This window comes from Micromonospora salmantinae, from assembly GCF_022230905.1.
Lineage (GTDB): Bacteria > Actinomycetota > Actinomycetes > Mycobacteriales > Micromonosporaceae > Micromonospora > Micromonospora salmantinae.
In genome coordinates this window covers 66,204-92,175 of sequence record NZ_JAKKFG010000002.1, presented here as the reverse complement: position 1 = coordinate 92,175, position 25,972 = coordinate 66,204, and the positions used below count along the sequence as shown (strand labels likewise).

Genomic DNA, 25,972 nt, shown 5'->3' with positions numbered 1-25,972 from the left:
GCCTACGGGCGCGTGTCCTTCGTCGAACGAATCTGTTACGGGCCATTGACGCCTGTCGCGCCGGGGTGATCTGATCGCGCTCTCAGAGAATCTTTCATCTTTCGATGGTTGGGGGCCCCCATGCCCAGGTTCCGGCGTACCGCGCTCGCCGCGGGACTAACGATCGCCATGGCCGCGTTGTCGACCGCCGTCGCGCTGCCCGCACCCGCGTCCGCCGCGTTGCCCACCGCCGCGGTGGCACTCGGGGACAGCTTCATCAGTGGCGAGGGCGCCGGGGCGTACACCCCGGTCGTCGACGCCAACGGTGTCAGCCAGGGTTTCCCCGGTTGGACCGCGGCGAACAACAACGCGTTCTTCTGCCACCGCTCGGCGAACGCCTCGCTCAACCAGGCCAACCTGCCGGGCATCCAGAACCGGTTCAACCTGGCCTGCTCCGGTGGTCAGCCACACGACATCGCCAACGCCTCCCAGGCGCGGACCAACGGTCGCACCGTCGCCTCGCAGCTGAGTCAGCTGCGCGCTGTCGCGCAGACCCAGGACATCGACCTGGTGCTGATCGGCCTCGGTTCCAACAACAGCTCGTTCACCTTCGGCAGCGTCGCGGAGAAGTGCGCCAACCGGTTCATCGCCGACGCCTGGACCGGTTGGTGGGAGTTCTGGGCGTACCTGAACGGGCCGGTGGAGCAGAAGCCGTGCAGCGACGCCGACCTGGCCACCGCCGCGCAGCTCAGCGCCGCGACCGCGGAGACCACCGCGGCAGTACGCCAGATCCTGACCACCCTCGACCAGGTGGACGCGGACGGGCAGCACCGGGTGGTGTTCCAGGACTACACGAACCCGCTGCCGCTGGACCTGAACCCGCAGTTCCACGAGGAGGACAGCCGGGACGACACCCGGGACAAGTTCCGTGACCTGGGTGCCGAGCGGTACGCGGCCGGTTGCCCGATCCACCGGGCCAGCCTGGCGCCGGGGCACCGCTTCTCCCAGGGCCTGGGCAGCATCGTGAAGTCCACCCGGGACACTCTGGCCGCCGAGTTCCCCGCCGACGACCTGGTGTACCTGAGCGTGCAGCAGGCCTTCAACGGTGCCCGGCTCTGCGAGCAGACCAGCAGCCCGAGCGGCGCGCTGGCCACTCCGATCCGGCTTCAGGACGGCGCGACCGGCACCTTCGTCACCAGCCTCGCCGGCAAGGACAAGATCGCCATCCAGCGCATCGCCAACACCTGCGTCACCTACTTCCAGACCTGCCAGGAGTCGTGGCACCCGAACGCCACCGGGCACCAGGTGCTCGGCCAGTGCCTGAGCGGCGCGGCCTCCACCAGCGCCCGTTCGGTGGCCTGCGTGCGGGCCAGCAACGGGGCGATCTCGGTCTCCTGACCGCAGCGTCCGTCGGAGGGCTCCGCCGTTCGGCGGGGCCCCTCCGTCGCGTCCGTCGAGCGGACGGCACGTCTGCCCACCGCTGTCCTGGGCCCCACGGCCTGCTGCTACCCGCCGGTAACGTCAGGCCGTAGGCTGGGCCGATGAACGGGGACCCGGAGTACGCGCAGGAGTTCGTCGACGTCGACGGTGGCCGGTTGGGTGTGCAGGTCTACCCGGAACCGGCCGGGGTGCCGGGCGCGCCCGTGGTCCTGATCTGGCCCGCGATGGGGGTCCGGGCCCGGTACTACCGGCCCTTCGCCGCCGCGCTGCGCGCCGCCGGACTGGCAGTGGCCGTGGCCGACCTGCGCGGCACCGGGGCGAGCACGCCCGCGCCGAGTCGGGCGGACCGGCACGGTTACGCCGATCTGGCCGATGACGTCGGCGCCGTCCTGGCCGCCCTCAAGCCACGTCTGGACGGACGCACCCGACTACTCCTCGGGCACTCGCTCGGCGGGCAGGCCGCGCTGCTGCACCTCGCCCTGCACGGCAGCGGCGAGGTGGACGGGTTGGCGCTGGTGGCGGTCGGCATCCCGTACTGGCGGAGCTACCCGGGCCGGCGCGGCCTCGGCGTACTGCCCTACACCCAGGGGATCGCCGCCACGGCGGCGCTGCTCGGGGTCTGGCCGGGCTGGGGCTTCGGCGGTCGGCAGGCACGCGGTGTGATCCGCGACTGGGCCCACACCGCGCGGACCGGCCGATTCCCCCGGCTCGACGGTACGGACACCGAGGCCGCCGTCCGCGCGGTACGAACCCCGGTGCTGGCCGTCAGTGTGGACGACGACCAGTTCACCCCGCACGAGACCATGGACCACCTCTGCGCGAAGCTCGTCGACGCGCCGGTGACCCGGGAGCGGTACACAGTGGCGCAGGCCGGTACGACGTTGGACCACTTCACCTGGGTCCGCGCCAGCGTCCCGCTGGCGCGGCGGATCGCCGGTTTCGTCGGCGACCTGCCGCCCCGCTGAGCCGTACCGGCCGGTCGGCTCACTCGTCCTGGTCCAGCGGCACCAGTTCACCGTCCCGTTCCACCTGGATCTCGGCGTGTTCCTTGCGGGGTGCGACCTCTGCGGTGTTCCGGTGTGGGTCGTTGTCGGGGTGCATGAGCACCGCGTCTGTTTTGGGGGTCTTCTCCCGGCTCTCGTCCGGCTGCGACATCGCGTTCCCCTCTCGTCGGCGTCACTCGGGAACTACCCGCCACCGGGCGAACGACTCCTGCCCGGGGCAGGTCGACCCGCCGACGCCACGGGTGTCCGGTAGCGGCCCGCCACGACGCGGATCGGCCCGCCCGGGGCGGGGTTAGCCGCCCGACCCTCGGGTAAGCCGCACCGCCCGACACGGCGGAAGGGGATCACATGTCCGAACGGCATACCGCACTGCGCTCGATGCACGATCTGGGCCTGGCGGCCTGGTTTGGCGGCTCCCTCATGGGTGCCTTCGGCGTCAACGGCGCAGCTGCGAAAATCAGCGACTCGACCCAGCGGCTCCCGGTCGCCTCGGCCGGATGGTCCAAGTGGACACCGGTGAACGCGGCCGCGATCGGCGCCCACCTGGCCGGCGCCGTCGGCGAGCTGGTGACCGAGAGCCCACGGGTGGCGGCCCAGTCCGGCGTGGGCCGGGCCAGCGCCATCAAGACCGCGTTGACCATCGGCGCGCTGGCGGTCACCGGCTACAGCCGGTTGATCGGCATGCGGCTGGAGAAGGCCGGCGGTCCGTCGGTGAGCGGTGCCACCGAGCCGAACCACCAGACCCCGGCCAGTGTGGCCTCGTCGCAGCGGCAGATGAAGCTGCTCCAGTGGGCCATTCCGGCGCTGACCGGGACCCTGGTCGTGGTCACCGCGTACATGGGTGAGCAGCAGAAGCCCGGGCAGGTGTTCCGCGGGATGCTCGGTCGCGCCGGTGGGATGAAGGGCGCCTCGAAGGGCATGATCAAGATGGCGGGAATGAGCAACGGCAAGCGGCCGATGGCGATGGCCGGACGCTGAACGTCGGGCCGGCCGGCGTCCCGCCGCCACCTCGACGGCGGGGCGCTGGCCGGCCTGCGCGCGCACCGGAGCGATGAACGGGTCCCGCGCGCGCGGCGGCGTGGCGGCGACATGTCGTGCGCCGCACCCGGGCCGGCGATCCCGGCCCGAGGACGGCACATCGTCCGCCGGAGCGGCGGACCGACGAGCGGGGTGGCGATGACGGCGCACAAGGGACGCAGCGGTGACAACGACCGGCTTCAGCCGGAGGCGACCAAGCCGTGGGGCACCGGCGACGGCTTCGACGCCGACGCGCCCTGGGGCACTGACGACGATTCACCGATGGACGAGGGCAGCGAGGAGACCGCGGTGCCCGAGGGACGGCGCGGCGAGCGACGTGCGGGTGCTCCGGCGGGCCGGTCGGACCCGGCGGGACGACACGGCTTCGGCTCGGTCGAGCCGACCCGTACGACGATGGCCGGACCGGGTGCCCCACCCGATCCCGCTCCCAGCGGCCGGAGCTTCCCCGACGACGCGGACATCGGCGAGTCGACCCAGGACGCCCTGCGCAGCCGGGGACGGCGGTCCTGAGCGGACCGGCGCCCGGCCGGGCGGCCGGTGCGGAGATCAGCCGGTCGCCGGGACGGCCTGCTCGACGACCAGCGTCTCGGCGAGCAGCTGCGCCAGCCGGGTCGCGTCGCGCTGGGCCTGCCCGGCGCAGCAGTTGTTGAACAGCACGTGCAGCTCATCGGGGAGATCAGCGAACTCGGCCAGCCGTCCGGCCCAGGGCCGCAGCTCGTCCTCGGCGTACGCGTACCGGAACTTCTCCTGCTTGTCACCCCCGCCCCAGGCGTCGCTGTGACCGTGGAACCGGACGATCGCCGGCTCCGCCGTCATGGTCAGGATCGGCGGCACCGACGACGGATGCCCCTGTGGCATGTCGACGCAGACCACTGACAGGTCGTGGGCGCGTAGCAGATCCAGAGTGTCCGCCGCGGCGTCGTCGTCCAACCAGGAGCCGTGCCGCAACTCCACCCCGACCCGCCACGGGCGGCAGCGCTGCGCCAGCTCGACGATCCGGCGTTCGGCCGCGGGGCTGCGCACCAGCCACGGCGGGAACTGCAACATCACCACACCGAGCTTGCCGGCCGCCGCGATCGGGTCGAGGGCCGCGCGGAACCGGGTCCACAGCTCGTCGTACGCCGGCTCCGGCAGGTCCCGGCGGCGGATCCGGCTCGGGCCGCTGGTCGGCCGCAGGTCCCGGGGCAGCACGGCGACCGGTGTCGGGTGACCGGTGAAGAGGCTGAACGCCTTGACGTCGAAGGTGAAGTCGTCAGGTGTGGCGTCCACCCAGCCCTGGGTCGTCTCCGGGACCGGGATGGCGTAGTAGGACGTGTCCACCTCGACCATCGGGAACTGGCTGGCGTAGAAGCCCAGTCGACGGGCCGGCGTGCTGGCCGAGCGTGGGTACCACCCGGAGCGCAGCAGGGACTGGTCCGCCCAGGACGACGTGCCCACCTTAATCACACCCATGTCATTCAGTGGACCGCCACCGGCGCGGATCGGCAACCGCTGGCGGGTCTTCGGTCGAGGAGGTGTCGCGCCCGGGAAGTGTCGGTGCCTCGCCCTACGGTGGCACCGGCGGACATCAACGAAGGGTGGCGGCATGACCAGCACTGAGCAGCTCACCGGTGAGCGCACCGACCTCCTGCAGACACTCCGCAGGCACCGCGGTTTCCTCCTGCAGACGGTCGACGGGCTCACCGACGAGCAGGCGGCCAGCCGCCCCACCGTCAGCGGGCTCTGCCTCGGCGGCCTCGTCAAGCACGTGTCCGGCGTCGAGCACCGGTGGATGCTCTTCGCCCTCGGTGGCGCGGAGGCGATGGGCCGCGAGGAGATCGACTGGGTCGGTCAGTTCCAGATGCTGCCGGACGAGACCCTCGCCGGGCTGGTCGAGCGCTTCCAGGAGGTGGCCGCCCGGACCGACGAGTTGATCGCCACCCTCGACCTGGACGCGGCACACCCGCTGCCGCAGGCGCCCTGGTTCGAGCCGGGAGCGAGTTGGACGGTCCGCCGGGTGCTGCTGCACCTGATCGCCGAGACGGCCCAGCACGCCGGGCACGCCGACATCCTGCGCGAGTCGATCGACGGCGCCAAGACCATGGGCTGACCCCGACACCGACCGCCGACCGTCGCCGGGCCGAGCGCTGCCGCACCGCCTCAACGCAGGCGGTGCCGGCGTTCGGTGGTCCGGTCTCTCGCATAGGCGTCGGAATGCCCCCATCGGCCGGGGATGTCCAGCAGCTCCAGCCGACCGAACCCCTCCGGCACCGCCGGGTTCACCAACAGGTTGTCGCCGGTGGGTCGCAGGCCCAGCATGGTGCCGAGCAGCATCAGCAACGCTCCCGACGACCACGCCTGCGGGCGGCAGCTCATCGCCAGTCGGACAGGATAGGTCGTCAGGCTGCGCTCGTAGCCGGCGATCACCTCCGGCACCTGGCCACCGAGCGTCTGCGCCATGTCGAAGATGCCGTCCGCGACCCGGGCCGCCTGCACGTCGAGGCGGTAGCGGCGCAACCCGGCGGCGATCAGCGCGTTGTCCGACGGCCACACCGCGCCCAGGTGGGCGCCCACCGGGTTGTACGTGCGCTGCCCGGTGGCGAACGTGCGCACTCCCCACCCGCTGAACAGTCGCGGCCCGACCAGGTGCTCGGCGACCGCCTCCGCACGGTCGTCATCGACGATCCCGCTCCAGAGCAGATGCCCCATGTTGGAGGCCAGCGCATCGACCGGTTCGCCGTACGGGTCGAGCGCCAACGCGTAGTACTCCCGGTGTGGCAGCCAGAAATCCCGGTTGAAGCGCTCCTTCAGCGCTGCCGCCTCCCGTTCCAACCGGTCGGCGTACGCGGGGTCGCCCCAGAACTCCCGGGCCAGCCGGGCGCCACGCCGCTTCGCGTCGTACGCGTAGCCCTGCAACTCGCAGGTGGCGCGGGGGAAGGCGGGTTGCCGACCGTGGGCGTCGACGATGGCGTCCGGGGAGTCCTTCCAGCACTGGTTGATCGTGCCGTCGCGCTCGTTGCGGCGCTGGTAGCGCAGGTAGCCGTCCCCGGTCAGGTCGCCGTACTCGTCGATCCAGTCCAACGCCATCCGGGCCGGGTGGCGCAGCTCGCGGACCAGGTCGGCGTCACCGGACCAACGCTCGTACTCGTCGAGCAGCACGACGAAGAGCGGGGTGGTGTCCGCCGCGCCGTAGTACAGCGCGCTCACCCGGTCGCTGAACGTTCCGGTCTCGCCGTACCGGAGCTGGGCGAGGATCTTGCCGGGCTCCTCGTCCAGCGCGTCGTCGAGCTGGCCGCCCTGCATGAGCGCCAGCATCCGTAGCGTCGCCGGAGCCAGTTCGGGGGTGAAGGCCATCGTCTGGAGGCAGGTGATGAGAGCGTCCCGTCCAAACAACCCCATCGCCCACGGCAGACCGCCGATCGGCACCCGCTCGCGGTACGACAACGGCTTGTACCGCAGTGCCGCCAGGTCCGCGAGGCTGCCCCGGTAGAGCTCCTCCAGGCCGTTGCGTTCGGCCACCAGCTGCGGCGCCCGGTCCAGCCACTGCACCAGGTCCTCACGCATGCCCGTCCGCACGGTCTGTTGGTGCGACTGGAGGTCGGCGCGGAGATCCCGGCCTTCCTCGCCGCCCATTGTCACGCTGACGTGCAGGTCGGTCTCCCATTTCCCCTCGGGTGCGATCCGGATCCGGAACGTCATTCCCTTCTCGTCGACCTCGGCGGGGACGGTACTGCGCACTGTGGTCTGGCGGACGAACCGGTCCCGCTGGTAGCGCAGCACGAGCTGCTGGCCCGCCGAGTCGGCGCTGACCTCGACGGCCCGCTGCCGGAGCTGCCCGACCTCGACGATGTCGGTGAAGTCACTGGCAATCTCCACCCGGACGGTGTACTCGGCGGGCTGCGACGAGTGGTTGAGCACTGTGATGTTCTCGTGGAAGCAGTCGTGCACCGAGCGGTGCCTGATGATCGACATGTCGGCGTCGACGTAGTGGCTCGCCGCACCGGGGACCAGGAAGAACCGGGTCTCGAAGTACGTGAGGTCGTCGCGGGCGAGTGCGTTGATCCGCTCACCGTCGATCCTGAGCACCCAGTGGGACAAGAACCGGGTGTCGTACGCGAAGAGTCCGACCGGGGTCTGCGGGTCGACCTCGATGTCGCCCTGGGCGTCGCTGATCGCGAACAGGTTGCCGGCGATGACGTGCACCAGTTCCTGCTTCACGGCCGCTCATTCCGAGCAGTCGTCTCATTCCGAGCGGTCGTCTCGTTCCGAGCGGTCGTCGCGGCCCGGCCAGCCAGCGCGGCTCGGCCCAGCTCATGCGGGTGACGGGCGCCGTCCGGCCCGGAGAAGATCCGCCGCAGCAGCATCAGCAGTCGCATGTTGCCGTGCACGGTCAGCTCGTTGCGCAACAGGCCCGCGCCCGGGTGCAGCTCGCCGCGGGCCATCCGGTCGAAGACCGGCCGATCGGCCCGCACCACCAGCTCGGCGTCGTCGGCCGAGCGGGTCACCCGGACCTGTTGGTCGGCGATGGTCAGGTACCAGTGATCGGTGCTGCCGTCGTCGCGGACGTCCAGCCGCAGGGTCCCCGCCGTGGTCTCCGGCAGGTCGGGCCGCCGACCGGTGTCCAGCTGTCGCAGGTACTGCTCCGCCGTCGCGCCCATCGGGTCCCCTCCCCACGGTTTCCCGCAGGATCACCCGCGTCGGGGTGACCCCGGCTCACCCGAAACAGGTGAGGTGCCAGATCCACCGTGGTGTCAGCCCGTTTGCTCTGGGATGAGGTGGGCAGCCCACGGTTCGGCTTGCTCTGGGATGAGGTGGGCAGCCCACGGTTCGGCCGAGACGGACGGGAGCACCGGTATGCGAGCGCTGCGGTTGCGGGAGTGGAAGTCGGAACCGGAGTTCGTCGAGGTTCCCGACCCGACGCCGGGGCCAGGTCAGGTGGTGGTCCGGATCGGCGGTGCCGGCGCCTGCCATTCCGACCTGCATCTGATGGACGAGTTCGAGCCCGGGACGATGCCCTGGAGCCCACCGTTCACCCTCGGGCACGAGAACGCCGGCTGGGTGCACGCCCTCGGCGATGGGGTGACCGGCTTGTCCGTCGGCCAACCGGTCGCCGTCTTCGGCCCCTGGGGCTGCGGCACCTGCGCTCGATGCCGGGTCGGAGTCGACCCGTACTGCGAGAACCCGTCCGCAGCGCCGGTGCCCAGCGGCGGCGGCGGGCTCGGACTGGACGGCGGCATGGCCGAGTTCGAGCTGGTCCCGGACGCGCGGCACCTCGTGCCCCTTCCGGAGGGACTGGATCCGGTGGATGCGGCACCGCTGACCGACGCGGGGCTCACCCCCTACCACGCGATCCGGCGCAGCTGGCCGAAACTGCCGCCGGGCAGCACGGCAGTGGTGATCGGGGTCGGCGGGTTGGGGCATGTGGGTGTGCAGATTCTCAAGGCCACCACCGCCGCGCGCGTGATCGCCGTCGACACCCGAGCTGAGGCGCTGCGGCTGGCCGAGGAATGCGGCGCCGAACGCACCGTGGCCCCCGGACCGACCGCCGCCGAGGAGATCCGGGACGCCACCGAAGGCCGCGGCGCCGACGTGGTGCTGGACTTCGTCGGCACGGACGCCACCCTGGCGCTCGGCGTGGCGGCGGCCCGCACCGTGGGCGACCTGACCATCGTGGGGATCGGCGGCGGCACCGTGGGAGTGTCGTTCTTCTCCGTGCCCTACGAGGTGAGTATCGCGACCACCTACTGGGGCAGCCGCCCCGAGCTGGTGGAGGTACTCGACCTGGGCGCCCGGGGCCTGGTCCGTCCGAAGACCACCACCTTCGCGCTGGAAGACGCCCTGGACGCGTACCGCCAGTTGCGCGACGGGACCCTGGACGGCCGGGCAGTGATCGTGCCGTGACCCCGGCGTTCAGTCGGCCTGGATGAGGCCGCGGACGTAGGCGGCCTGGCCCACGTGTTGCAGGTCGTCGTCGACGATGCTGACCAACCGGACGCCGAGGGTGACCGGCGGGTCCCACGCCTCGTCGACCACGCGGTCCAGGTCCGCCGGGCCCAGGCCGGCCAGGAAGCGTCCGGTACGCGCCGCGACCGTCTGGTAGTAGTCGATCAGCGCCTGGGCGCTCTCCGGCCGCACCGCGGCGACCTGGGCGGGCGAGTGCCCGTAGCCGGTGTTGTCGGGGTCGGCGGCGAGCCCGAACCGACCCGCCCAGTCGTCGCTCACCCAGATCTGCTCGGCGTCGAGCAGGTCGGCGACGTGGTGGTCCTGCACCCGGGTGAGGTGCCAGACCAGCCAGCCGACCGAGTTGGCGCCCGGCCCGGGCTGGTGGCGCAGTTGCTCGGGGCGGAGGCCGTCGACGGCCGCGCGGACGAGGTCGGGCAGCCTGTCGTACGCCTCGGTCAGCAGCTCACTCACGTCCACGGGTACGCCTTCCTGGTCGGTTTCCGAACAGGTACCGCCGGACCGGGGTGGGCAAACCTCGGCCGCTACGGTGATCGAATGGTCGCCGCGGTGGAGTTGTACCTGGACCCGGACGCCACCCGCCGGATCCGGGTGCTCTGGGACGCGCTGGAGGCCGAGGGGGTGCAGAGCATGCGCTCGCTGCTGGAGCAGCGCCACCGTCCGCACGTCTCGCTCATGGTGGCGCCCCGTTTCGACAGGGAGCAGGTCGCCGAGGCGCTGCAGGGGACGGTGGTGGCCGCCCCGCTGCGGCTCGACTTCCAGCACGCCGGTCAGTTCGTCGGTCGGGTGCTCTGGCTCGGCCCGGTGCCCACCCCGGAGTTGCTGGCACACCACCGGCTGGTGCACGACCGGCTCGCCGGCGCCGGCATCGCCCTCGCCGAGCACTACCAGCCGGGGCGGTGGGTGCCGCACTGCACGCTGTCCATGCGGGTGCCGAACACGCTGATGGCCGCCGCGGTGCGCCGCTGTCTGGAGGTGTTGCCGCTGGCCGCGACAGTGGTCGGCGCGGCGCTCACCGACCACGCGCGTGGCATCGCCCACCCGCTGCCTTGACCGCGCCTCGACCGTCAAGGCGTAATGTCCGGTTTGGCGGGCGACAGTCGGAAACCCGAAAACAAGCGGTGCGGATACGGCCGGGCGTGGGAAGGTTCGAGTGGCTGTCGTACCGGTGGTGTGCTGCTCACAGGCGGTCCACCAGCCGGTGTGGCGCGAGGTCACCCCGCGCCACCCACGGCGGCTTCGACGAGGAGAGGCAGGGCCCATGCAGGCTCAGCGCAGGCCACCGCGCACGGAGCGGAGGCAGACCCGGGACGACCGGACCGGCGGCGGAATGACCGGGGCGGCCACGCCACTGACGATCTGGGCGGCCGCCGTACTGCTCGGCCGGATCGGTGCCGGCGACGACGACGTCGAGGACGAACGGCACATCCTGCGCGGCATCGAGTGATCCCGGCCGCGCGGCTCAGAGCCAGCCGCGCCGCTTGAAGATCACGTAGAGGGTGCCGCAGACCAGCAGCATCAACAGCAGCGCGAAGAGGTAGCCGAAGCGCCAGTTCAGCTCCGGCATGTGGACGAAGTTCATGCCGTACACGGTGCCGATGAGCGTGGGAGCGAAGAGGATCGCCGCCCAGGAGGACACCTTCTTCAGCTCCTCGTTCTGGCTGTAGCTGGCCGCGGTGAGGCTGCGCATCTCCTCGTTCTGCTGCTGCGAGACGAGGGTGGCGTTGACGGTGAGGATGTTCTGCAACAGGTGCCGGAAACCGTCCACCCGCTCCACCACCTGGGTCAGGTGGTCGGTCACGTCGCGCAGGTAGCGGCGCAGCTCCTCGTCGGCGCTGGCGCTGCCGGCGCCGTCGGCCAGCGCGTCCAGCACGCTGAGCAGCGGGCGGGCTGCCCGCTGGAACTGGATGACCTCACGGCTGAGCCCGTAGATGCGGCGGCTGGCGTTCGGGTCGCCACCGAACACCTGGGTCTCGATCTCGTCGATGTCGTTCTCCAGTCCGGCCACCACCGGCGCGTACCCGTCGACGACCTGGTCGAGGATCGCGTACAGGACCGCCTCCGGCCCCCGGGCGAGCATCTGCGCCTCGGTCTCCAGTCGCCGCCGCACCGCGGCCAGGTCGGGCGCCTCACCGTGTCGGACGGTGACCACGAAGCCCGGGCCGATGAACAGGTGCAGCTCGGAGAACTCGACCTCCTCCCGGAGGTCGTCGTAGCGGGCGGCGCGCAGCACCACGAACAGGGTGTGCCCATACCGCTCCAGCTTGGGCCGCTGGTGGGCGTTGATCGCGTCCTCGACCGCCAGGTCGTGCAGCCGAAACTCCCGGGCCAGCGAGGTGATCTGCTCGATGTCGGGCCGGTACAACCCGATCCAGGCCATCGCGCCGTCCTGCTCCTGGAGGCAGCGGTACGTCTCGGCGAGGCCGGACGGCGAGGCGAACCGGTGCCCCCGGATGTAGACCGCGCTGTCCACCAGGCCGCCGTGGGACGCGGCGGGCGACTCCGCGGACGGCGCCACACCGACCCTCGTCTCGTACTCGTCGAGTTGGCGGCCGAAGCCACCACCCGGGCGGAAGCGACGGCCGCCGACCATGCCCTGTCCCCTCCCCCGGTGCCGTTCCAGCCAGCCCGGGGCGCTGCTTCCCCGTGTCCTCTGCCCTGAAACCGGCAGTGGCGTCGGCTGGGTTCCACACCGGCGGACGGGGCGACCGGTCGGGCGGATACCCACGGTGACCGTGGGCGGGATGACGGGGGACGCGAGCACCGTGAGCGTGGTCATATCGACTGGACGATCCACCCGTTCCTGCTGTTAGCCTCGGCGCAGGTCATGAGCGCCAGCGCGAAGCCCCGGCTCGCTGGCCGGCAACCCTCCTCCGCGGTGGGGTGCCCCGGGTGAAGACCAGGCACCGGCAGGACGTCGGTGCAAGCGTGGCCTGGCACCCAGGTCAGCACAGACCCGGGAGAACCATGCGCATCCTCAGCACCACCCCACCGACCGACGTCGCGGACTCCCGCACCGGTCGACCCTCGCCCGCACTGATCCGGCGACGGCACGTGGACATGATGCGAATGTGCAGCGCCGCCTGTCGCGGCATCGCGCTCTAGCACCCTCTTCCCAAGCTCCTTTCCACCGGTACGCCCATCGGGCGCGCCGTCGGTGGCGCACGTCCGTGCGCGCCGAGACACCACCCTTCGGAGACACCAGTGCGATTCCTTCCTGCCCTGACCCGCGCCGCCGCCCTGGGCGCGGCCACGATCCTGGCCGCCACCGCCCTGACCGCCTGCGGCGACGACAGCTCGTCCGACGCCACCGCCAACCCGTACGGCCTGGCCCAGGCGGGTGTGCTGCGCGCCGGAACGCTGACCGACGCGCCGCCGAACGTGTACCTCAAGGACGGCAAGTTCACCGGCTTCGACAATGACCTGCTGACCGCCGTGGCCGGCAAGCTCGGCCTCACTGTCGAGTTCGTCGGCACCGACTTCTCCGCGCTGCTCAGCCAGGTCAACAACCGCAAGTTCGACGTGGGCAGCTCCTCGATCACCATCACCGAGGCCCGCAAGAAGACAGTCGACTTCGGCGACGGCTACGACTTCGGCTACTTCGGCCTGGACGTCCCGGCCGGCTCGCCGATCACCGGTTTCGACCAGCTCGCCGGCAAGCGGGTAGTGGTGGTGCAGGGCACCGTCCAGGACGACTACGCCACCGGCAAGCAGCTCGACCCGGTGCGGGTGCCCGACTACAACGGTGCGATCAACCAGCTCAAGGCCGGCACCGCCGACGCCTGGATCGCCCCGGCGGAGATCGGCGAGAAGTCGGCCACCGACAGCAACGGCAAGATCACCGTGGCGGCCAAGCAGCTCAGCCCGGCACCGACCGCGTACGCCGTGGCCAAGGGCAACGACAAGCTGCGCGAGGCGCTGAACAAGGGCCTCGACGAGGTCATCGCCGATGGCACCTGGAGCAGGTTGCAGGCGCAGTACTACCCGGGCCGGCCGATCCCGGCGGACTTCACGCCGGGCAGCGGCACTGTGAAGGCCCCGTCCGCGTCGGTGTCGGCTGTGCCGACGGGTCCGTCGGCGTCCGCGTCGACCGCGTCCTGAACCGGTGACGAGCGAGCGGGGCGGTAGGAGGAGCGACCGATGGATCCGTTGAGCACCCTGTGGGAGACCTTCTTCGACTGGGACGCCATGCGCGAGGCGCTGCCCGAGATGCTGACCGTCGGGTTGCCCAACACGCTGATCCTGGCGGTCTCCGCCGCCCTGCTCGGCTCGGTGCTGGGCCTGCTGCTGGCCGTCGCCGGGATCTCCCGCAGCCGCTGGCTGCGCTGGCCGGCGCGGGTCTACACCGACGTGTTCCGAGGGCTGCCGGCCGCGGCGACGATCCTGCTGATCGGCGTCGGGCTGGCCCCGCTGGGCATGCAGGTCTGGGGGCCCGATCCCTACCCGTTGGGCATCCTGGCGCTGTCGCTCATCGCCGCCGCGTACATCGGGGAGATCTTCCGCTCGGGCATCCAGTCCGTGGAGGCCGCCCAGTTGGAGGGCGCCCGGGCGCTCGGCTTCTCCTGGGCCGACGCGATGCGGCTGGTGATCATTCCGCAGGGCATCCGGCGGGTGTTGCCGGCCTGGGTGAACCAGCTCATCGCGCTGATCAAGGACTCCAGCCTTGTCTACTTCCTCGGCCTGGTGGCCAGCCAGCGGGAGCTGTTCCGGATCGGGCAGGACTACGCGGCCACCACCGGCAACGAGTCGGCCCTGCTGCTGGCGGGGCTCTGCTACCTGGCGTTGACCGTCCCGCTGACGCACGTCGTCAACTGGATCGACAGGCGGCTGCGCAACGGCCGGCCGGCCACCGCGTCGACCGAAGAGGACGACGACGTCACGTCGTACGCCGCGACGGAAGGAGATCGGCGATGACCGCCACCACGACGACCTCGGTCAGCCTCGACGTACGCGACGTGCACCTCGCCTTCGGGCCGAACCGGGTGCTGCGCGGCGTCGACCTCTCGGTGCCCCGGGGCGCGACGGCCTGCGTCATCGGGCCGTCCGGGTCGGGCAAGTCCACCCTGCTGCGCACCATCAACCGGCTGATCGAACCGGACCGGGGCGACGTGCTGCTGGACGGGCGCAGCGTGCTGGGCGACGACCCGGACGCGCTGCGGCAGCGGGTGGGCATGGTGTTCCAGCAGTTCAACCTCTTCCCGCACATGAGCGTGCTGCGCAACGTCACGCTGGCGCTGCGCCGGCTGCGCAAGCTCGGTGCGGACGAGGCGGAGAGCGTCGCCCGGGCCCAGTTGGAGTTGGTGGGGCTGGCCGGCAAGGCGAACTCCCGGCCGGCGCAGCTTTCCGGCGGTCAACAGCAGCGGGTGGCGATCGCCCGCGCGCTGGCGCTGCGGCCCGAGGTGATGCTCTTCGACGAGGCCACCTCGGCGCTCGACCCGGAGTTGGTCAAGGGCGTCCTCGGGGTGATGGCCGACCTGTCCGCCGCCGGCATGACCATGGTGGTGGTGACCCACGAGATGGGCTTCGCCCGGCAGGTCGCCGACACGGTCGCCTTCATGGACCGGGGGGTGGTGCTGGAGGCCGGCCCACCCGAGGCGGTCTTCGAGCGGGCCGAGCATCCGCGGCTTCGCCGGTTCCTCGACCAGGTGCTCTGAGCCCTGGTCGGACGGCCGCCGACGATCACTCGTTGGGTCCGCGCCCCAGCAGCCGGATCTCCTCGTTGTCCAACGCGGCCTGGAGTTCCTGGAGCACCAGGTCGTCGATCTCCCGGTTGTCGCGCAGCCGGGTGACCTCCCGCCTCTTGTGGGCGAGGACGCCGAGGCGCAGTCGGCGTTCCAGCCGGCGCTCCTCGGCGGTGTTCCCACAGCTCTCGTCGAGGTCCTCCAGATGCCGCCGGTACTCGGCCTCCAGCCGGCGCACCGATTCATCCTGGGCACCGATCTCCGCGGCGACCTGGGGAAGAGCGGCCAGGCCCACCTCGGTGGCCCGCCGCCGGGCGTTGCGGGCCTCGTCGACGCGTTGCGGGTCGCCGCTCAGCCCGGCCCAGCGCACCACCAACGGCAGGGTGGTGCCCTGAAGCAGCATGATCAGCACGATCACCAGCGCGGTGACGAAGATGATCAGATCGCGTTCGACCACCGGTTGACCATCGACCATCACCGTCGGGACGGCCAGGGCGGCGGCCAACGACACCGCGCCCCGGAAACCGGACCAGCCCGCGACGGTCCCCACCCGCCAGGCGGACGGTCCCTGGCTCGGGTCCACCATCCGGCGGCGCCGCAGCCGCGCCGACTGCGCGGTCAGGTAGATGAAGAGCAGCCGGGTGCCGATCACGACCAGGGTGACCACCAGCACGATCACCAGAGCCCGCCCGGGCGAGGTGCTGGTGATGCTCCGCACCGACCGGGGAATCTGCGTGCCGAGCAGGACGAACAACCCGCCGTTGATCAGGAACGTGGTCAGGTCCCAGAACGCGTACGCCAGCACCCGGGACCGGGCGCGGATCACCCGTGGGCCGGCGTAGGCCAGCACCAGGCCGGCGACCACCACCGCCAGCACACCGCTGGCGTGCACAGAGTCGGCGAGCAGGAAGGCGCCGAACGGGGTCAGCACGCTGAGTGCGCCCTCGCGCAGCGGATCGTCGAGCCGCTTGCGGATCAGCACCACGGCGGCCCCCACCAGCAGACCGGCGACCACGCCGCCGACGCTGGCGCCGACGAACTCCTCGCCGACACCCAGCACGCCCGGCTCGTCGCTGTGGCTGAGCAGAGCCACGGCCACCGCGAAGACCACCAGCGCGGTGCCGTCGTTGATCAGGCTCTCCGCGTGCAGGGTGGTGAGCAGCTTCCGGGGCAGCCGCTTGGCCAGGCCGGTGACCGCGGCGGCGTCGGTCGGCGCGAGGACCGCGCCGAGCACCCAGGCGGCGGCGGGGTTCACGCCGAGCGCCTGCGCGGCGAACGACACAGTGACCATGGTGAGCACCACCAGCACCACGGCGAGCAGCCCGATCACCGGCAGGTTGGCCCGGATCTCGCGCAGGCTGATGGTGAGGCTCTCCCGGTACAGGATCGCCGGCAGAAAGATCAGCAGGACCAGGTCGGGTTCCAGGGTGACCTCGGACAGCGGCGGCGTGAGCCCGAGCAGTACGCCCAACGCGATGAGCAGGACCGGCGGGGCGACCCGGTACCGGCCGCCGAGGGTGGTGCCGACGAGGACGGTGACGCCGAGCACCACGATCAGGATGAGCGCCTCCACGCGTACACCCCCTCGGACCATGGCCGACGGTGGACGCGCCGGTGGTTCCATCTGACCGCACCGGCCGGTTCGTTCCGGCGGAAACCGGCAAGTCGCTGGGCAGCCCGAGCGCGGGGGCAGTGTCGTGTGGCACCAGAAGGGGAACCGGAGAGCTACGCGATACCTCTCCGCATGGGTCGTGGTTCCGCCGTGCGCCCGACGGCGCTCAGGTTGGGTCGTCGCCGCGGACACGTGCGGTGAGCACCCGGGCGGTACGGCGGTACGCGGCGGCTTCCTCGTCGCGGCCCAGCGCAGCGGCCAGATCCGCGAGGTGCCCGGCCACCGGACCGATGGTGATCACCCCGCTGCCGGCTGCCAGTTCGGCGGCGGCCGGGCGGAGCGCGGCGGCGACGCGTTCCATGGTCGGCCGGTCGCCGATGGCGAGCGCCGCCCGAGCGGTGAGGCAGAGCCGCACCTCCCGCAGCAGGTCGTGCGGCCCGTCCGGCAGGGCCCGCAGCGCCGCCCGGGTGGCACTGCGGTCGCCGGCGGCGGCGAGCAGCAGTGGTCGGACCCAGGGCTCGTGCGGGCCCCAGTCCAGCCGCGCCCAGTCCTCGTCGTCCGGCCCGGGAATCGGTTGCCCACCGGGGACCCGCCGGGCGTCACCTACCAGTGAGTCGTTGCTGACGGTGTCGGCCAGTCGCAGGCCGAGCAGGGCCAGCGGGAGCAACCCCTGGGTCAGCCCCGGCATGCCGTCGGCGCTCACCCGGTCGGCAGCCGAGCGGTACGCCTGCGCCGCCGCGTCCGACTGACCGTCGAGGGCCAGCCGCAGCGCGGCGTACCACCGGGTGAAGACACCGACCAACGGCAGCTCGTACCGTTCGGCGAGGCGGTCGGCGGCGCGGGCGTGCTCGTCGGCGGCGGGCCGGTCGGCCAGCGCACAGTTGGCCTGGACCAGGACGAGGTGGCCGAGCACCTCGAAGGTCACCAGGTGGTGCCGGGCAGCCAGGTCGACCAGTTCGAGGCCGATCCGGGCCCGCGCGTCGGCCAGACCCACGCTGTGGAAGGCGTGCATGAAGCGGGCGTTGAGCGCGAAGGCCAACAGCCCGGGATCGCCGATGTCGCGGGCGATCGTCTCGGCCTCGGCGGCGGCGCGGCGGCCACGATCGGTGGTGGTGCCGCGCAGCTCCAGCGCGAGGGTACTCAGCAGCCGGCTGCGCTGCGCCGAGCCGACCGGGCCGAGGGCGGTCAGGGCGTGTTCGGCGGCTCGGACGATGTGCCCGGAGAGCAAATCGTCGTCGTTGCGCGTCCAACTGGCGGGCACGTCGAAGCCAGCCAGGGCCTCCTGGATCAGGAGGGGGTCGCCGGTGGACTCGGCGACGGTGATCGCCTCGGCACGCCGTAGCCGCGCCTCGGCCAGCCGGCCCGTCACGGCCAGCGCTCGTCCCAGGCCGAGCAGCGCGGTCACCCGCCCACGCGGCGCGACCCCGCCGGCGCGGTCGGACGCCTCGATCGCCTGGCCCCACAGGCGGGCCGCCTCGTGGGGGTTGCCGCCCCGTTCGGCCCGCTCGGCCGCCACCTGGGCGTACGTCGACGCCTCGGCGGCGTGGACCGGCCCGCCGGCGCGCAGCAGGTGGTACGCGAGAGCCGCCGGCTCGACGGGTTCCCGCTGTCGCAGCACCTCGGCGACGGCCGCGTGCCAGGCGGCGCGGCGCGGCGCGGACAGGTCGGCGTAGAGCGTGTCGCGGACCAGGATGTGGGTGAAGCGCAGCCGCCCGTCGGACTCCCGTTCGGTGAGGAACCCGGCCGCCAGTGCGCGGTCCACGGCGTCCAGCGCTGTCGTCGGGTCACCGGCCAACACGCCCAGCACGTCCGGGTCGAGGTCCCGGCCGAGCACTGCCGCCTGCCGCAGCACGGTACGGGTCGAGGCGGGTAGCTGCGCCAACCGGTGCCGGATCACGTCGCGGACCCCGGGCGGCACGGCGGCCAACCCCGCCTGCCCCGTGCTCGCGTACAGCTGGGCCAGCTCGCGGACGAAGAACGGGTTACCGCCGCTGCGCTGGTGGATCGACCGGGCGGTGGCCGGGTCCAGTTCCGCCCCGACGATGGCGCCGGCCAGCTCGCCGGTCGCCGACGCGGGCAGGCCGGCGAGATACTCCCGGACCGGCTCCAGCCCGGCGGCGCGGGCCAGGGTGGCGGTCAGCTCCGGGCTGATCTCGGTGGCCCGGTAGGTGGCGAGGATCAGCACCGGCCCGCTGGCCGGCTGTGGGCCGGTGAGCAGCGCGGTCAGCAGGTCCAGGGTGTCACCGTCGGCGCGGTGCAGGTCGTCGAGGACCAGCAGGACCGGCTCCCGGTCGGCGACCGCCGCGATCAGCGAGGCCACGGCGCGGTGGCGACGGAACCGCCCGGTGGCGGGGTCGACCGCACCGCCAGTCGAACCATCTTCCGGGTCGGCGGCGCCGGCGGCGGGGGCGGGGGGCCCGGCGAGCGTGTCGGTGATCTGGGTCCACGGCCACGCTGGCGGGGCGCCCTCGTACTCCGGGCTGTGTCCCCACGCCGTGGTCCAGCCCTCGGCGGCGAGTCGACGGGTCAGGGCCTCGGCCAGCGCCGTCTTGCCGGCACCCGGGTCGCCGCTGAGCAGGGCGAGCGTGGGCTGGCGGTGCCGGGACGCGGCCTCGGCGGCTCGCCGCAGCCGTTCCAGCTCCGCGTCGCGGCCGACGAACGGGCGCTGCTCCGCCTGGACGGGTCGTACGGTTTCCCCGAGGCCGGGGGTGACGGCCCGTCCGAGGGCCGGGGCGAGGTGCGGTGCCTGGGCCAGGATGTCGGCTTCCAACTGTCGCAGCTCGGGCCCCGGGTCCACGCCCAGCTCGGTCACCAGGACGTGACGGGCCTCCCGCAGTGCGGCCAGCGCGTCGCCCTGCCGGCCGGCGCGGTACCGGGCCGTCGCGAGCAGCCGCCAGGCGTCCTCGCGCAGCGGATGGCTGGTCAGGTGTGCCGGTAGGTCCGCGGCGGCGTCGTCCGGTCGGCCCACCGCCAGGAGCGCCTCGGCCCGTCGCTCGACGGCGAGCATCCGCAGCTCGTCCAGCCGGTTGATCTCCGCGACCGCCCAGGACTCGTTGGCGCAGTCGGCGTACGCGGGCCCGCGCCAGAGCCCGAGCGCCGCCTCCAGCGCGGCCAGGGCCGGCGCGGGACGCCCGGCCACCAGCAGCCGGGCCGCCTCGCCGACAGCAGCCTCGAACTGTCCTGCGTCCACGGCGTCCGGGGCGGCCTTCAGCGCGTACCCGGGCGGCTCGGTGACCAGGATCCGGGGTGGCTGGCGGGGTGGTCGATCGGGCTCCAGGGCCCGGCGCAGGTCGGCGACGAAGGTCCGGATCGCACCCACCGCGCCGTCCGGCGCTACCTCCCACAGGTCGTCGACGAGGCGATCCACCGGCACCACCCGACCGTGGGCGATCAACAGCCGGCCCAGCACCAGGCGCTGCCGGTGTCCCCGCAGCGGGACCGGGCCGCGCTCGGTCGCGGCGGTCACCGGCCCGAGTACGCCGAAGGTCACCGCGACGGGCGCCGTCAGCTGCCTGGTCATGGCACCAATCTAGGCCCGCGGCCCGGCCGGCACTGATCCGACGCTGACCGGCTGCTGATCACCTCCGGGCAGGCTCGGTGAGGTACGACGGCGACGGGCCACCGCCCCCGCCAGCACTGCTCACCAGGAAGGTTCCCCGTGGACCCCAAGATCAACGGATTCGCCTACCGACGCGTCACCGTCGCCGACGGGGTGACGCTCAACGCCGCCGTGGGCGGCTCCGGGCCGGCGATCGTGCTGCTGCACGGCTTTCCGCAGACCCACCTCATGTGGCGGCACGTCGCCGCCGATCTGGCCGCCGACCACACGGTCATCTGCCCCGACCTGCGCGGCTACGGCGACAGCGACAAGCCCCTCGACACCGACGGCACCGGGTACGCCAAGCGCACAATGGCCGCCGACATCGTGACGCTGGCCGGCGCGCTCGGTCACGATCGGTTCGCGTTGGCCGGGCACGACCGGGGCGCCCTGGTCGCGTTCCGCGCCGGCCTCGACCACCCGGCGGCGATCAGTCAGCTGGCCCTGCTCGACGTGCTACCCACCCTGGACATGTGGGACGTGCTGCACGGCGCCAGCGCCGCCGTGGCGTTTCACCTCTATCTGATGGCGCAGCCGCCCGGCCTGCCCGAAGAGCTGATCGCCGGCAGCCCGGACGCGTTCTTCGGTCACTTCCTGGACGTCTGGACCCGTGATCCGAGCGCCCTGCCGGCGGAGGTGCGGGCCGCGTACCTGCGCGCGTCCCGCGATGCCGTTCCCTCGATCGTCGCCGACTATCGGGCGTCCGCCGGGATCGACGTGACCCACGACGCCGCCGACCGGACGGCCGGCAACCGGCTGCGGATGCCGGTGACGGTGCTCCAGCAGGACTGGGGCGCGGCGCTGGGCTACGACGCGGCGGCGGTGTGGCGGGCCTGGGCGCCGGACCTGGACCACCAGACGGTCACCTGCGGACACTTCATGGCGGAGGAGGCCCCGGCGGAGGTGCTCCGGGCGTTGCGCGCCCTGCTCGTCCGTTGATCGATCGGCGACCCGGCCACCGCTGTCACCCTGGGCAAGATATCCGACACTTCTCGTCACCGGGTGGCCCTGCGGCCGGGTCGCCGCGTTCCACCCGCCCCATGCCTCGAGAACCGCCCAGCAATGGGCCCTGACCTGCGGTAATGCGACGTTACGCGAGGTGGACGGCAACCGGTCATCGGTGATACACAGGCAGATACCGGCAGCCAACGACGTCGAGTCGCTTCATCTTCTCGCCCAACGGCCGTCCACAGGCAACGCACCACTGGGCTTCGCCGCACGGACCGCAGCTCGACAGTCGCGACCCACCGAACGGCACTGGTCCACCGGGCGCTGCCGGACGCCGGTCCTCGACCAAGGAGTTGCCGTGGGAAACCTACGAATCCGATCCCGCCACCAGCCGTACGAGATCGCTGTCCTGGCCGCTGCACCGCTCTGCGGCATTCTGATGATGGCCCTCGACGTCCGGCCGACGTCAGTACAGACGTCGATGCCGAATCCCATCCAGGTCGCCTGGGAGTTGGGTCTGGTCGCGGTGGGCGTGGGTGGACTACTGGGCATCCTCTGGCCCGGCCGGCTCTCCACCGGGCTCGGCCTCGAACTCGCGTCGGTGCTGGTGCTCGGCACGCTCACCGGCATGTACGTGGTGGCCCTGTTGACCATGTCGGGTCGAAATTCCATCGTCGCCACGTCGTTCGTGATGGCGGTGACGGTCGGGTCGCTCTGGCGGGCCGCGCAGATCGCCATCGACCTGCGTCGCCTGGCCCGAGCGTGTGAATTTGTGACCTACGAACAGTTGCAGGCAGGTGTCACGTGATTACCGCACCCGCGCCGGCTGCACCGCATTGGGTGCAGGTGGCGCTCAGCGTGCTCGGCATCCTCGGCGGAGGCACCGGCCTGGCCGCCATCGCCACCGTCGTGGTGCAGCGCGGCAAGTTCAAGGCCGATGCCGCCGACACGCTCACCGAGGCCGCCCTCACGCTCGTGCAGCCGTTGCAGACGCGGATCACCCAGTTGGAGGGCGAGGCGTTCAGCGCCCGGTCCGAGCTGGGCATGCTCCGCGAGCAGGTCAACCAGTTGCAGTTCGTGGTCCGGGTGCTCACTCGGACGCTGGACCGCTGGCGCGCCGCGATTCGTGCCCCCGACGCCACGCTGCGCAAGGTCCGAGCGACGGTGGCGGAGTCCGACCGGATTCCCGGGATGGACCGTTGACCGCAGTGGCGTCCCCGCACCGCCCGGCCCCTGGCCGGCGGGCTCAGCCAGCGCCACGAAGGCGTTCGGCGAGTTCGCGCACCGCCGCCCGGAACTCGGGGTCGGTCTCGCCCGGATGGTGGCCCCGCAGCGGCGGCGCAGACCGCTCCCCCGGCGCCGGCAGCAGGTTCGCTGGGTCCCGCAACCGCCGGTCGACCTGGCCCGCCGGATCGGCCGGGTCCGGGGGCGGATCGCCGGGGCGGTGCGCGGCGAAGATCCAGCCGCCGACCGGGTCGGTGTCCCGCCAGAGGTTGAGCCACCGCCACTCGACCCGCTCCCCCACCTCACGCAGCACCTCCTCGTTGAGATAGGCCGGAAAGAGCCGGGCGTACAGGCGATCCAGCGGTGACCCGTAGGTGAGCAGCGCGACCCGTTGACGTACGCGCGGGGGCAGCCGCAGCACCGCGAGAGCGAGCAGCGCGGACCCGTGGCTGTGCCCGCAGAGCAACACCCCGACGTGCCGTTCGGTCAGTTGGCTGATCCGGTCGGCCAGTTCCGGCACCGCGCGGTCGGCGTAGCTCGGTGGTGCGAACGGGTGCGCGGCCCGGGGCCAGAAGGTGCCCAGGTCCCACAGGATGCCGACGTGCCGGCGGAACCACGCGGTCCGATAGGCGAACACGCCGCCGGTCAAGAGCGTGAGCAGCAGCGCGGCGAGAAGGTAGCTGCCCCCGCTGAGCCCCATCTGGACGGCGTCGGCCGGCAGCCCGAGCAGTTGCCGGGTCAACTCCTCCGGTTCGCGCCCGGTACGCCCCACCAGACTCGTGGCCAGTCCGACCACCGCGAGCGCCGCGTACGTGGCGGCCAGCAGACCCAACCACTCGGTGAACCGCGCCCGGGCGACGGCCTTCGTTGCCAGCCGCAGCCGGCCGACCGCCTCCGGCGGCACGACCGGGAAGTCACTGGTGGTGATCGCCGCCGCCGCACGCCGCCGGCGCCGCAGCGACACCACTGACAACGCGCCACACAGCAGCACCGCCGCGACCACGTGCATGAAGAAGGCCAGCAGCGTCCAGCGGTACGGCGACGGTGGCCCATCGTCACCGCGGTAGCCACCGAGCAGCTCCCCCGTCTGGTAGACGAGGCCGGCGGAGAGCGCGCCGGTCAGGCCGACCGCGAGGGCGGCGAGGACCGCCGCACCCAGGCCACCCGGCAGCGCGGACCGGCCGCCCACCCGACCGCGCTGCCACAGCACCACCGCGCTGAGCAACACCAGCAACGTCATCTGGCCGAACAGCGCCACACCCGCGAGCCCGCCGTAGCCGGGAAGCCCCGTCGCCGACGACCAGTCGCGCCGGTCGCTCGCCACGGTGGCGAGGGTCGCCACGCTCAGGACGGCCGCCACGACGCCCGCCGTGCGGGCGGTCCAGGTGGCCGTTAGCGCGGTCGCCGCCCGGTCGATCAGTCCCGGAGCGGCGAGCAGACCGACGCAGGTCAGCAACACCGCCACGCTGAGCGCCAGCAGCAGCGTCGTGGAGAACGTCGCGCCGCCGGCGCGACGGGCCGTGAGCAGCACGACATCGAGTACGGCGAGGGCGGCGGCCACGTGGATCGCGCGCAGCCGGTGCACCAGGGGCTCCACGGCCCACAGTGGGTTGTCGGCCGGGCCGGACCGACGGGTGCCGAGGAGGCGCAGGACCGCTATGGCGGCGATCGGCAGTAACGCCAGCACGGCCAGGCGCTGCCCGACGTGCCGGCCGTCGAGCCCGGACATGGTGTCGAAGGGCGGGCGGCAGCGGGCCGCGCCGAGACACTGCCAGGCGAGCAGGTCGAGGGCGACTCCGGCGATGGACACCACGTACAGCACTGTGAGGTTGAGCGCGAGGAGCCGACACAGCACGCTGACCGCGGCGGCGCGGCGGCGGCCGGTGGGGCGCATCCACACGGCCACGTTGCTGAGCATGAACGGCAGCAGGAAGACCATGGCCAGGGTACGGCCGACGGTGCCCGAGGGCAGGTCTCCCCAGCGGTACGCCTCCAGGGTCACCTCGTCCGGGGCGACGCCGTCCGACCGGGTGGCGCGGTGGAAGCCCCCGCTGCCGTCGCCGGCGACCTGCCGGACCTGCGGCTGGTCGAGGATGACCGTCGGGTCCGCCCCGGACACGCCGTGCACCCGCAACTCCACCACGTCGTGTCGTCGCGGTTGGTCGCTGCGCTGCGGTCTTCCCTCAGGCATCGGCGGAGCTATCCGGGTCGCCGCTGGTTGACTGGGTCGCTCTTCCCGGAGTGGCGGATGAACCGCCGCAGTCCCGGCATCGCGTCGAACAGGACGATCAGCACCAGCACCCCGGCGACGACTGCGCTGTTGACCAGTTGCGGAGACCGCACGGTGGCCAGCCCGCCCACGATGATGGCCGGCACACCGACCAGACGCGCCCAGGGCCAACTGCCGTCGACCACCGCCGCGAGCAGGATCCGGGCGGTCAGGAACAACGCGGGGCCGATGACGCCCACGGTCGTCTGCCCCGTTTCGCGTTCTCCCGGATGGTCGATCGTCATCTCCATGGCCACCGAGGTGGCCAGCACACCGGCGATCATGACGAGGTGCAGGTAGCCCGCCATCAGCGTCAACTTGCTGCCGGGCGGGCCCTCCGCCTCGATTCTGGCGCCCAGCCGCCCGCCGGCGGGCACCAGATAGAGCCGGGCGAGGGCCACCGCGGTCACGAACGCCAGGGCGAAGGCCACCGTGCTGTCCCGGTCCAGCCCGGACCCGCTGTAGGTGACGCCGGCGATCAGGATCAGCTCACCCAGGGCGATGATGAAGATCTGTTGGTACCGCTCGGAGAGGTGTCTGCCGTTCACCTGGAGTTCGGGCCAGGTGCTGCGCCCGAGCCGCGGGAACGGCCAGCGCAGCCGGGCCAGGGAGTACTCCAGCACGAGTGCGACCGCCCAGAGCGCCTCCCGGGCCGGGGCGACGGCCGCCCCGACCACCCAGAGCACGCCGGAGATCGCGAACCAGACCGCCACCCGCAGGCTGCGCACCTGTAGCGGGTGCCCCCGCAGGGCGGGGATCAGGATGGCCGCCCGACCCAGGTGGATGGCCACGTAGGCGACGGCGAACACCATGGCGTGCCGGTCGAACACGGTGGGTACGGCCGCGGCCATCAGCAGGCCGCCGAACATCGTCCAGAGCAGCAGGGTGACGATCAGCGGAGCCCGGGGCTCGAACCAGTCCGCCGACCAGGCGGTCACGAACCACACCCACCAGAGCGCCGCCAACATCAGCAGCACCTCGAAGCCGCCGTTGAGGCTGGGGTCGTCGAGCAGCGCCCGGGACAACCGGGTCAGCGCGAAGATGAACGCCAGGTCGAAGAAGAGCTCCAGGAACGACGCCTTCCCCGGGTTCTCCCGCCGAAGCAGCAGCCGTCCCGGAAGCCTGCCCGCCATCGCCATCCTTCCCCGGCCCGCGGCTGCCACCGCCGCCCCAGTCGTACCACCCGGACTGCCGGGCCCGGGTCGGTTCCGCCGAGCCCGGGCCGCCGTTGTCAGCGGC

At 72.3% G+C, this 25,972-nt stretch carries 25 protein-coding genes and 1 riboswitch; of the genes, 15 read left to right on the top strand and 10 right to left on the bottom strand.

All coding sequences use genetic code 11. From position 1 onward, the window contains the following. Positions 1-120: 120 nt before the first annotated feature. Entirely contained in the window at positions 121-1,377 is a 1,257-nt protein-coding gene (locus tag PSH03_RS01710; protein WP_238688042.1) for an SGNH/GDSL hydrolase family protein, read from the top strand. 143 nt (positions 1,378-1,520) lie between these two features. Next, the gene (locus PSH03_RS01705; RefSeq protein ID WP_238688041.1) at positions 1,521-2,384 is read left to right on the top strand and encodes an alpha/beta hydrolase family protein; all 864 of its coding nucleotides are present in this window, start codon (positions 1,521-1,523) and stop codon (positions 2,382-2,384) included. Positions 2,385-2,403: 19 nt separating this feature from the next. Here the strand turns inward: PSH03_RS01705 and PSH03_RS01700 are convergent, their stop codons facing one another. Then, positions 2,404-2,574 carry a hypothetical protein gene (locus tag PSH03_RS01700; protein WP_158629581.1) on the bottom strand — a complete coding sequence of 57 codons (171 nt, stop codon included), beginning with the start codon at positions 2,572-2,574 and terminating at the stop codon, positions 2,404-2,406. A 197-nt stretch (positions 2,575-2,771) separates the two neighbouring features. On the opposite strand from PSH03_RS01700, the gene PSH03_RS01695 reads away from it, so the two are divergent. Both PSH03_RS01695 and PSH03_RS01690 read left to right on the top strand, forming a co-directional pair. Further along, positions 2,772-3,401: a hypothetical protein gene (locus tag PSH03_RS01695; RefSeq protein ID WP_210784097.1), complete on the top strand. Its 630-nt coding sequence runs from the start codon at positions 2,772-2,774 to the stop codon at positions 3,399-3,401. 198 nt (positions 3,402-3,599) lie between these two features. Then, positions 3,600-3,971 carry a hypothetical protein gene (locus tag PSH03_RS01690; RefSeq protein ID WP_210784096.1) on the top strand — a complete coding sequence of 124 codons (372 nt, stop codon included), beginning with the start codon at positions 3,600-3,602 and terminating at the stop codon, positions 3,969-3,971. A 36-nt stretch (positions 3,972-4,007) separates the two neighbouring features. Here PSH03_RS01690 and PSH03_RS01685 read toward each other — a convergent pair whose 3' ends face one another. Beyond that, positions 4,008-4,913 (bottom strand): DUF72 domain-containing protein, encoded by a 906-nt coding sequence (locus tag PSH03_RS01685; RefSeq protein ID WP_238688040.1) that lies wholly within the window; start codon positions 4,911-4,913, stop codon positions 4,008-4,010. 133 nt (positions 4,914-5,046) lie between these two features. On the opposite strand from PSH03_RS01685, the gene PSH03_RS01680 reads away from it, so the two are divergent. Next, positions 5,047-5,550 (top strand): DinB family protein, encoded by a 504-nt coding sequence (locus tag PSH03_RS01680; RefSeq protein WP_238688039.1) that lies wholly within the window; start codon positions 5,047-5,049, stop codon positions 5,548-5,550. A gap of 50 nt (positions 5,551-5,600) precedes the next feature. Here PSH03_RS01680 and PSH03_RS01675 read toward each other — a convergent pair whose 3' ends face one another. Continuing rightward, complete coding sequence (locus PSH03_RS01675; protein WP_238688038.1) at positions 5,601-7,658, bottom strand: amylo-alpha-1,6-glucosidase; 2,058 nt, start codon at positions 7,656-7,658, stop codon at positions 5,601-5,603. Next, complete coding sequence (locus tag PSH03_RS01670) at positions 7,655-8,098, bottom strand: SCP2 sterol-binding domain-containing protein (RefSeq protein WP_210784092.1); 444 nt, start codon at positions 8,096-8,098, stop codon at positions 7,655-7,657. Before PSH03_RS01670 ends, PSH03_RS01675 begins: the two co-directional genes overlap by 4 nt. A 196-nt stretch (positions 8,099-8,294) precedes the next feature. On the opposite strand from PSH03_RS01670, the gene PSH03_RS01665 reads away from it, so the two are divergent. After that, entirely contained in the window at positions 8,295-9,341 is a 1,047-nt protein-coding gene (locus PSH03_RS01665; RefSeq protein WP_238688037.1) for an NAD(P)-dependent alcohol dehydrogenase, read from the top strand. 9 nt (positions 9,342-9,350) lie between these two features. On the opposite strand, the gene PSH03_RS01660 is transcribed toward PSH03_RS01665, so the two are convergent. Next, complete coding sequence (locus PSH03_RS01660; protein WP_238688036.1) at positions 9,351-9,860, bottom strand: mycothiol transferase; 510 nt, start codon at positions 9,858-9,860, stop codon at positions 9,351-9,353. Positions 9,861-9,938: 78 nt separating this feature from the next. Between PSH03_RS01660 and PSH03_RS01655 the strand changes: the two genes are divergently transcribed. Beyond that, on the top strand, positions 9,939-10,454 hold the full coding sequence (locus PSH03_RS01655; RefSeq protein WP_210784089.1) for a 2'-5' RNA ligase family protein: 516 nt from the start codon (positions 9,939-9,941) through the stop codon (positions 10,452-10,454). Between the two features lie 208 nt (positions 10,455-10,662). After that, the gene (locus PSH03_RS01650) at positions 10,663-10,848 is read left to right on the top strand and encodes a hypothetical protein (RefSeq protein ID WP_210784088.1); all 186 of its coding nucleotides are present in this window, start codon (positions 10,663-10,665) and stop codon (positions 10,846-10,848) included. Positions 10,849-10,863: 15 nt separating this feature from the next. Here PSH03_RS01650 and corA read toward each other — a convergent pair whose 3' ends face one another. Further along, positions 10,864-11,994, bottom strand: a complete 1,131-nt coding sequence (gene corA, locus PSH03_RS01645; RefSeq protein ID WP_210784087.1) for a magnesium/cobalt transporter CorA — start codon at positions 11,992-11,994, stop codon at positions 10,864-10,866. A gap of 230 nt (positions 11,995-12,224) precedes the next feature. Further along, positions 12,225-12,336: riboswitch (SAM riboswitch) on the top strand. Between the two features lie 32 nt (positions 12,337-12,368). Between corA and PSH03_RS01640 the strand changes: the two genes are divergently transcribed. The 4 genes from PSH03_RS01640 (at position 12,369) to PSH03_RS01625 (ending at position 15,055) form a co-directional block, all read left to right on the top strand. Continuing rightward, complete coding sequence (locus tag PSH03_RS01640; RefSeq protein WP_210784086.1) at positions 12,369-12,506, top strand: hypothetical protein; 138 nt, start codon at positions 12,369-12,371, stop codon at positions 12,504-12,506. 99 nt (positions 12,507-12,605) lie between these two features. After that, positions 12,606-13,502 carry an ABC transporter substrate-binding protein gene (locus tag PSH03_RS01635; protein ID WP_210784085.1) on the top strand — a complete coding sequence of 299 codons (897 nt, stop codon included), beginning with the start codon at positions 12,606-12,608 and terminating at the stop codon, positions 13,500-13,502. Between the two features lie 39 nt (positions 13,503-13,541). Next, positions 13,542-14,315 (top strand): amino acid ABC transporter permease, encoded by a 774-nt coding sequence (locus PSH03_RS01630; protein ID WP_238688035.1) that lies wholly within the window; start codon positions 13,542-13,544, stop codon positions 14,313-14,315. Then, a complete protein-coding gene (locus tag PSH03_RS01625) occupies positions 14,312-15,055 on the top strand; it encodes an amino acid ABC transporter ATP-binding protein (protein ID WP_238688034.1) in 744 nt (247 codons plus the stop codon). Before PSH03_RS01630 ends, PSH03_RS01625 begins: the two co-directional genes overlap by 4 nt. Before the next feature lie 25 nt (positions 15,056-15,080). Here the strand turns inward: PSH03_RS01625 and PSH03_RS01620 are convergent, their stop codons facing one another. Then, positions 15,081-16,655 carry a Na+/H+ antiporter gene (locus PSH03_RS01620; protein WP_210784082.1) on the bottom strand — a complete coding sequence of 525 codons (1,575 nt, stop codon included), beginning with the start codon at positions 16,653-16,655 and terminating at the stop codon, positions 15,081-15,083. 205 nt (positions 16,656-16,860) lie between these two features. Then, the gene (locus PSH03_RS01615) at positions 16,861-20,214 is read right to left on the bottom strand and encodes an ATP-binding protein (RefSeq protein ID WP_238688033.1); all 3,354 of its coding nucleotides are present in this window, start codon (positions 20,212-20,214) and stop codon (positions 16,861-16,863) included. A 138-nt stretch (positions 20,215-20,352) separates the two neighbouring features. Here PSH03_RS01615 and PSH03_RS01610 point away from each other — a divergent pair, with 138 nt between their 5' ends. The 3 genes from PSH03_RS01610 (at position 20,353) to PSH03_RS01600 (ending at position 22,443) form a co-directional block, all read left to right on the top strand. Continuing rightward, complete coding sequence (locus PSH03_RS01610; RefSeq protein ID WP_238688032.1) at positions 20,353-21,231, top strand: alpha/beta fold hydrolase; 879 nt, start codon at positions 20,353-20,355, stop codon at positions 21,229-21,231. Between the two features lie 367 nt (positions 21,232-21,598). Continuing rightward, positions 21,599-22,048: a hypothetical protein gene (locus PSH03_RS01605; RefSeq protein WP_210784078.1), complete on the top strand. Its 450-nt coding sequence runs from the start codon at positions 21,599-21,601 to the stop codon at positions 22,046-22,048. Next, on the top strand, positions 22,045-22,443 hold the full coding sequence (locus PSH03_RS01600) for a hypothetical protein (RefSeq protein ID WP_210784077.1): 399 nt from the start codon (positions 22,045-22,047) through the stop codon (positions 22,441-22,443). Before PSH03_RS01605 ends, PSH03_RS01600 begins: the two co-directional genes overlap by 4 nt. 43 nt (positions 22,444-22,486) lie before the next feature. Here the strand turns inward: PSH03_RS01600 and PSH03_RS01595 are convergent, their stop codons facing one another. Together PSH03_RS01595 and PSH03_RS01590 are read right to left on the bottom strand one after the other, a co-directional pair. Continuing rightward, complete coding sequence (locus PSH03_RS01595) at positions 22,487-24,655, bottom strand: hypothetical protein (RefSeq protein WP_238688031.1); 2,169 nt, start codon at positions 24,653-24,655, stop codon at positions 22,487-22,489. Between the two features lie 8 nt (positions 24,656-24,663). Continuing rightward, a complete protein-coding gene (locus PSH03_RS01590; protein WP_238688030.1) occupies positions 24,664-25,866 on the bottom strand; it encodes a low temperature requirement protein A in 1,203 nt (400 codons plus the stop codon). Between the last annotated feature and the right edge of the window lie 106 nt (positions 25,867-25,972).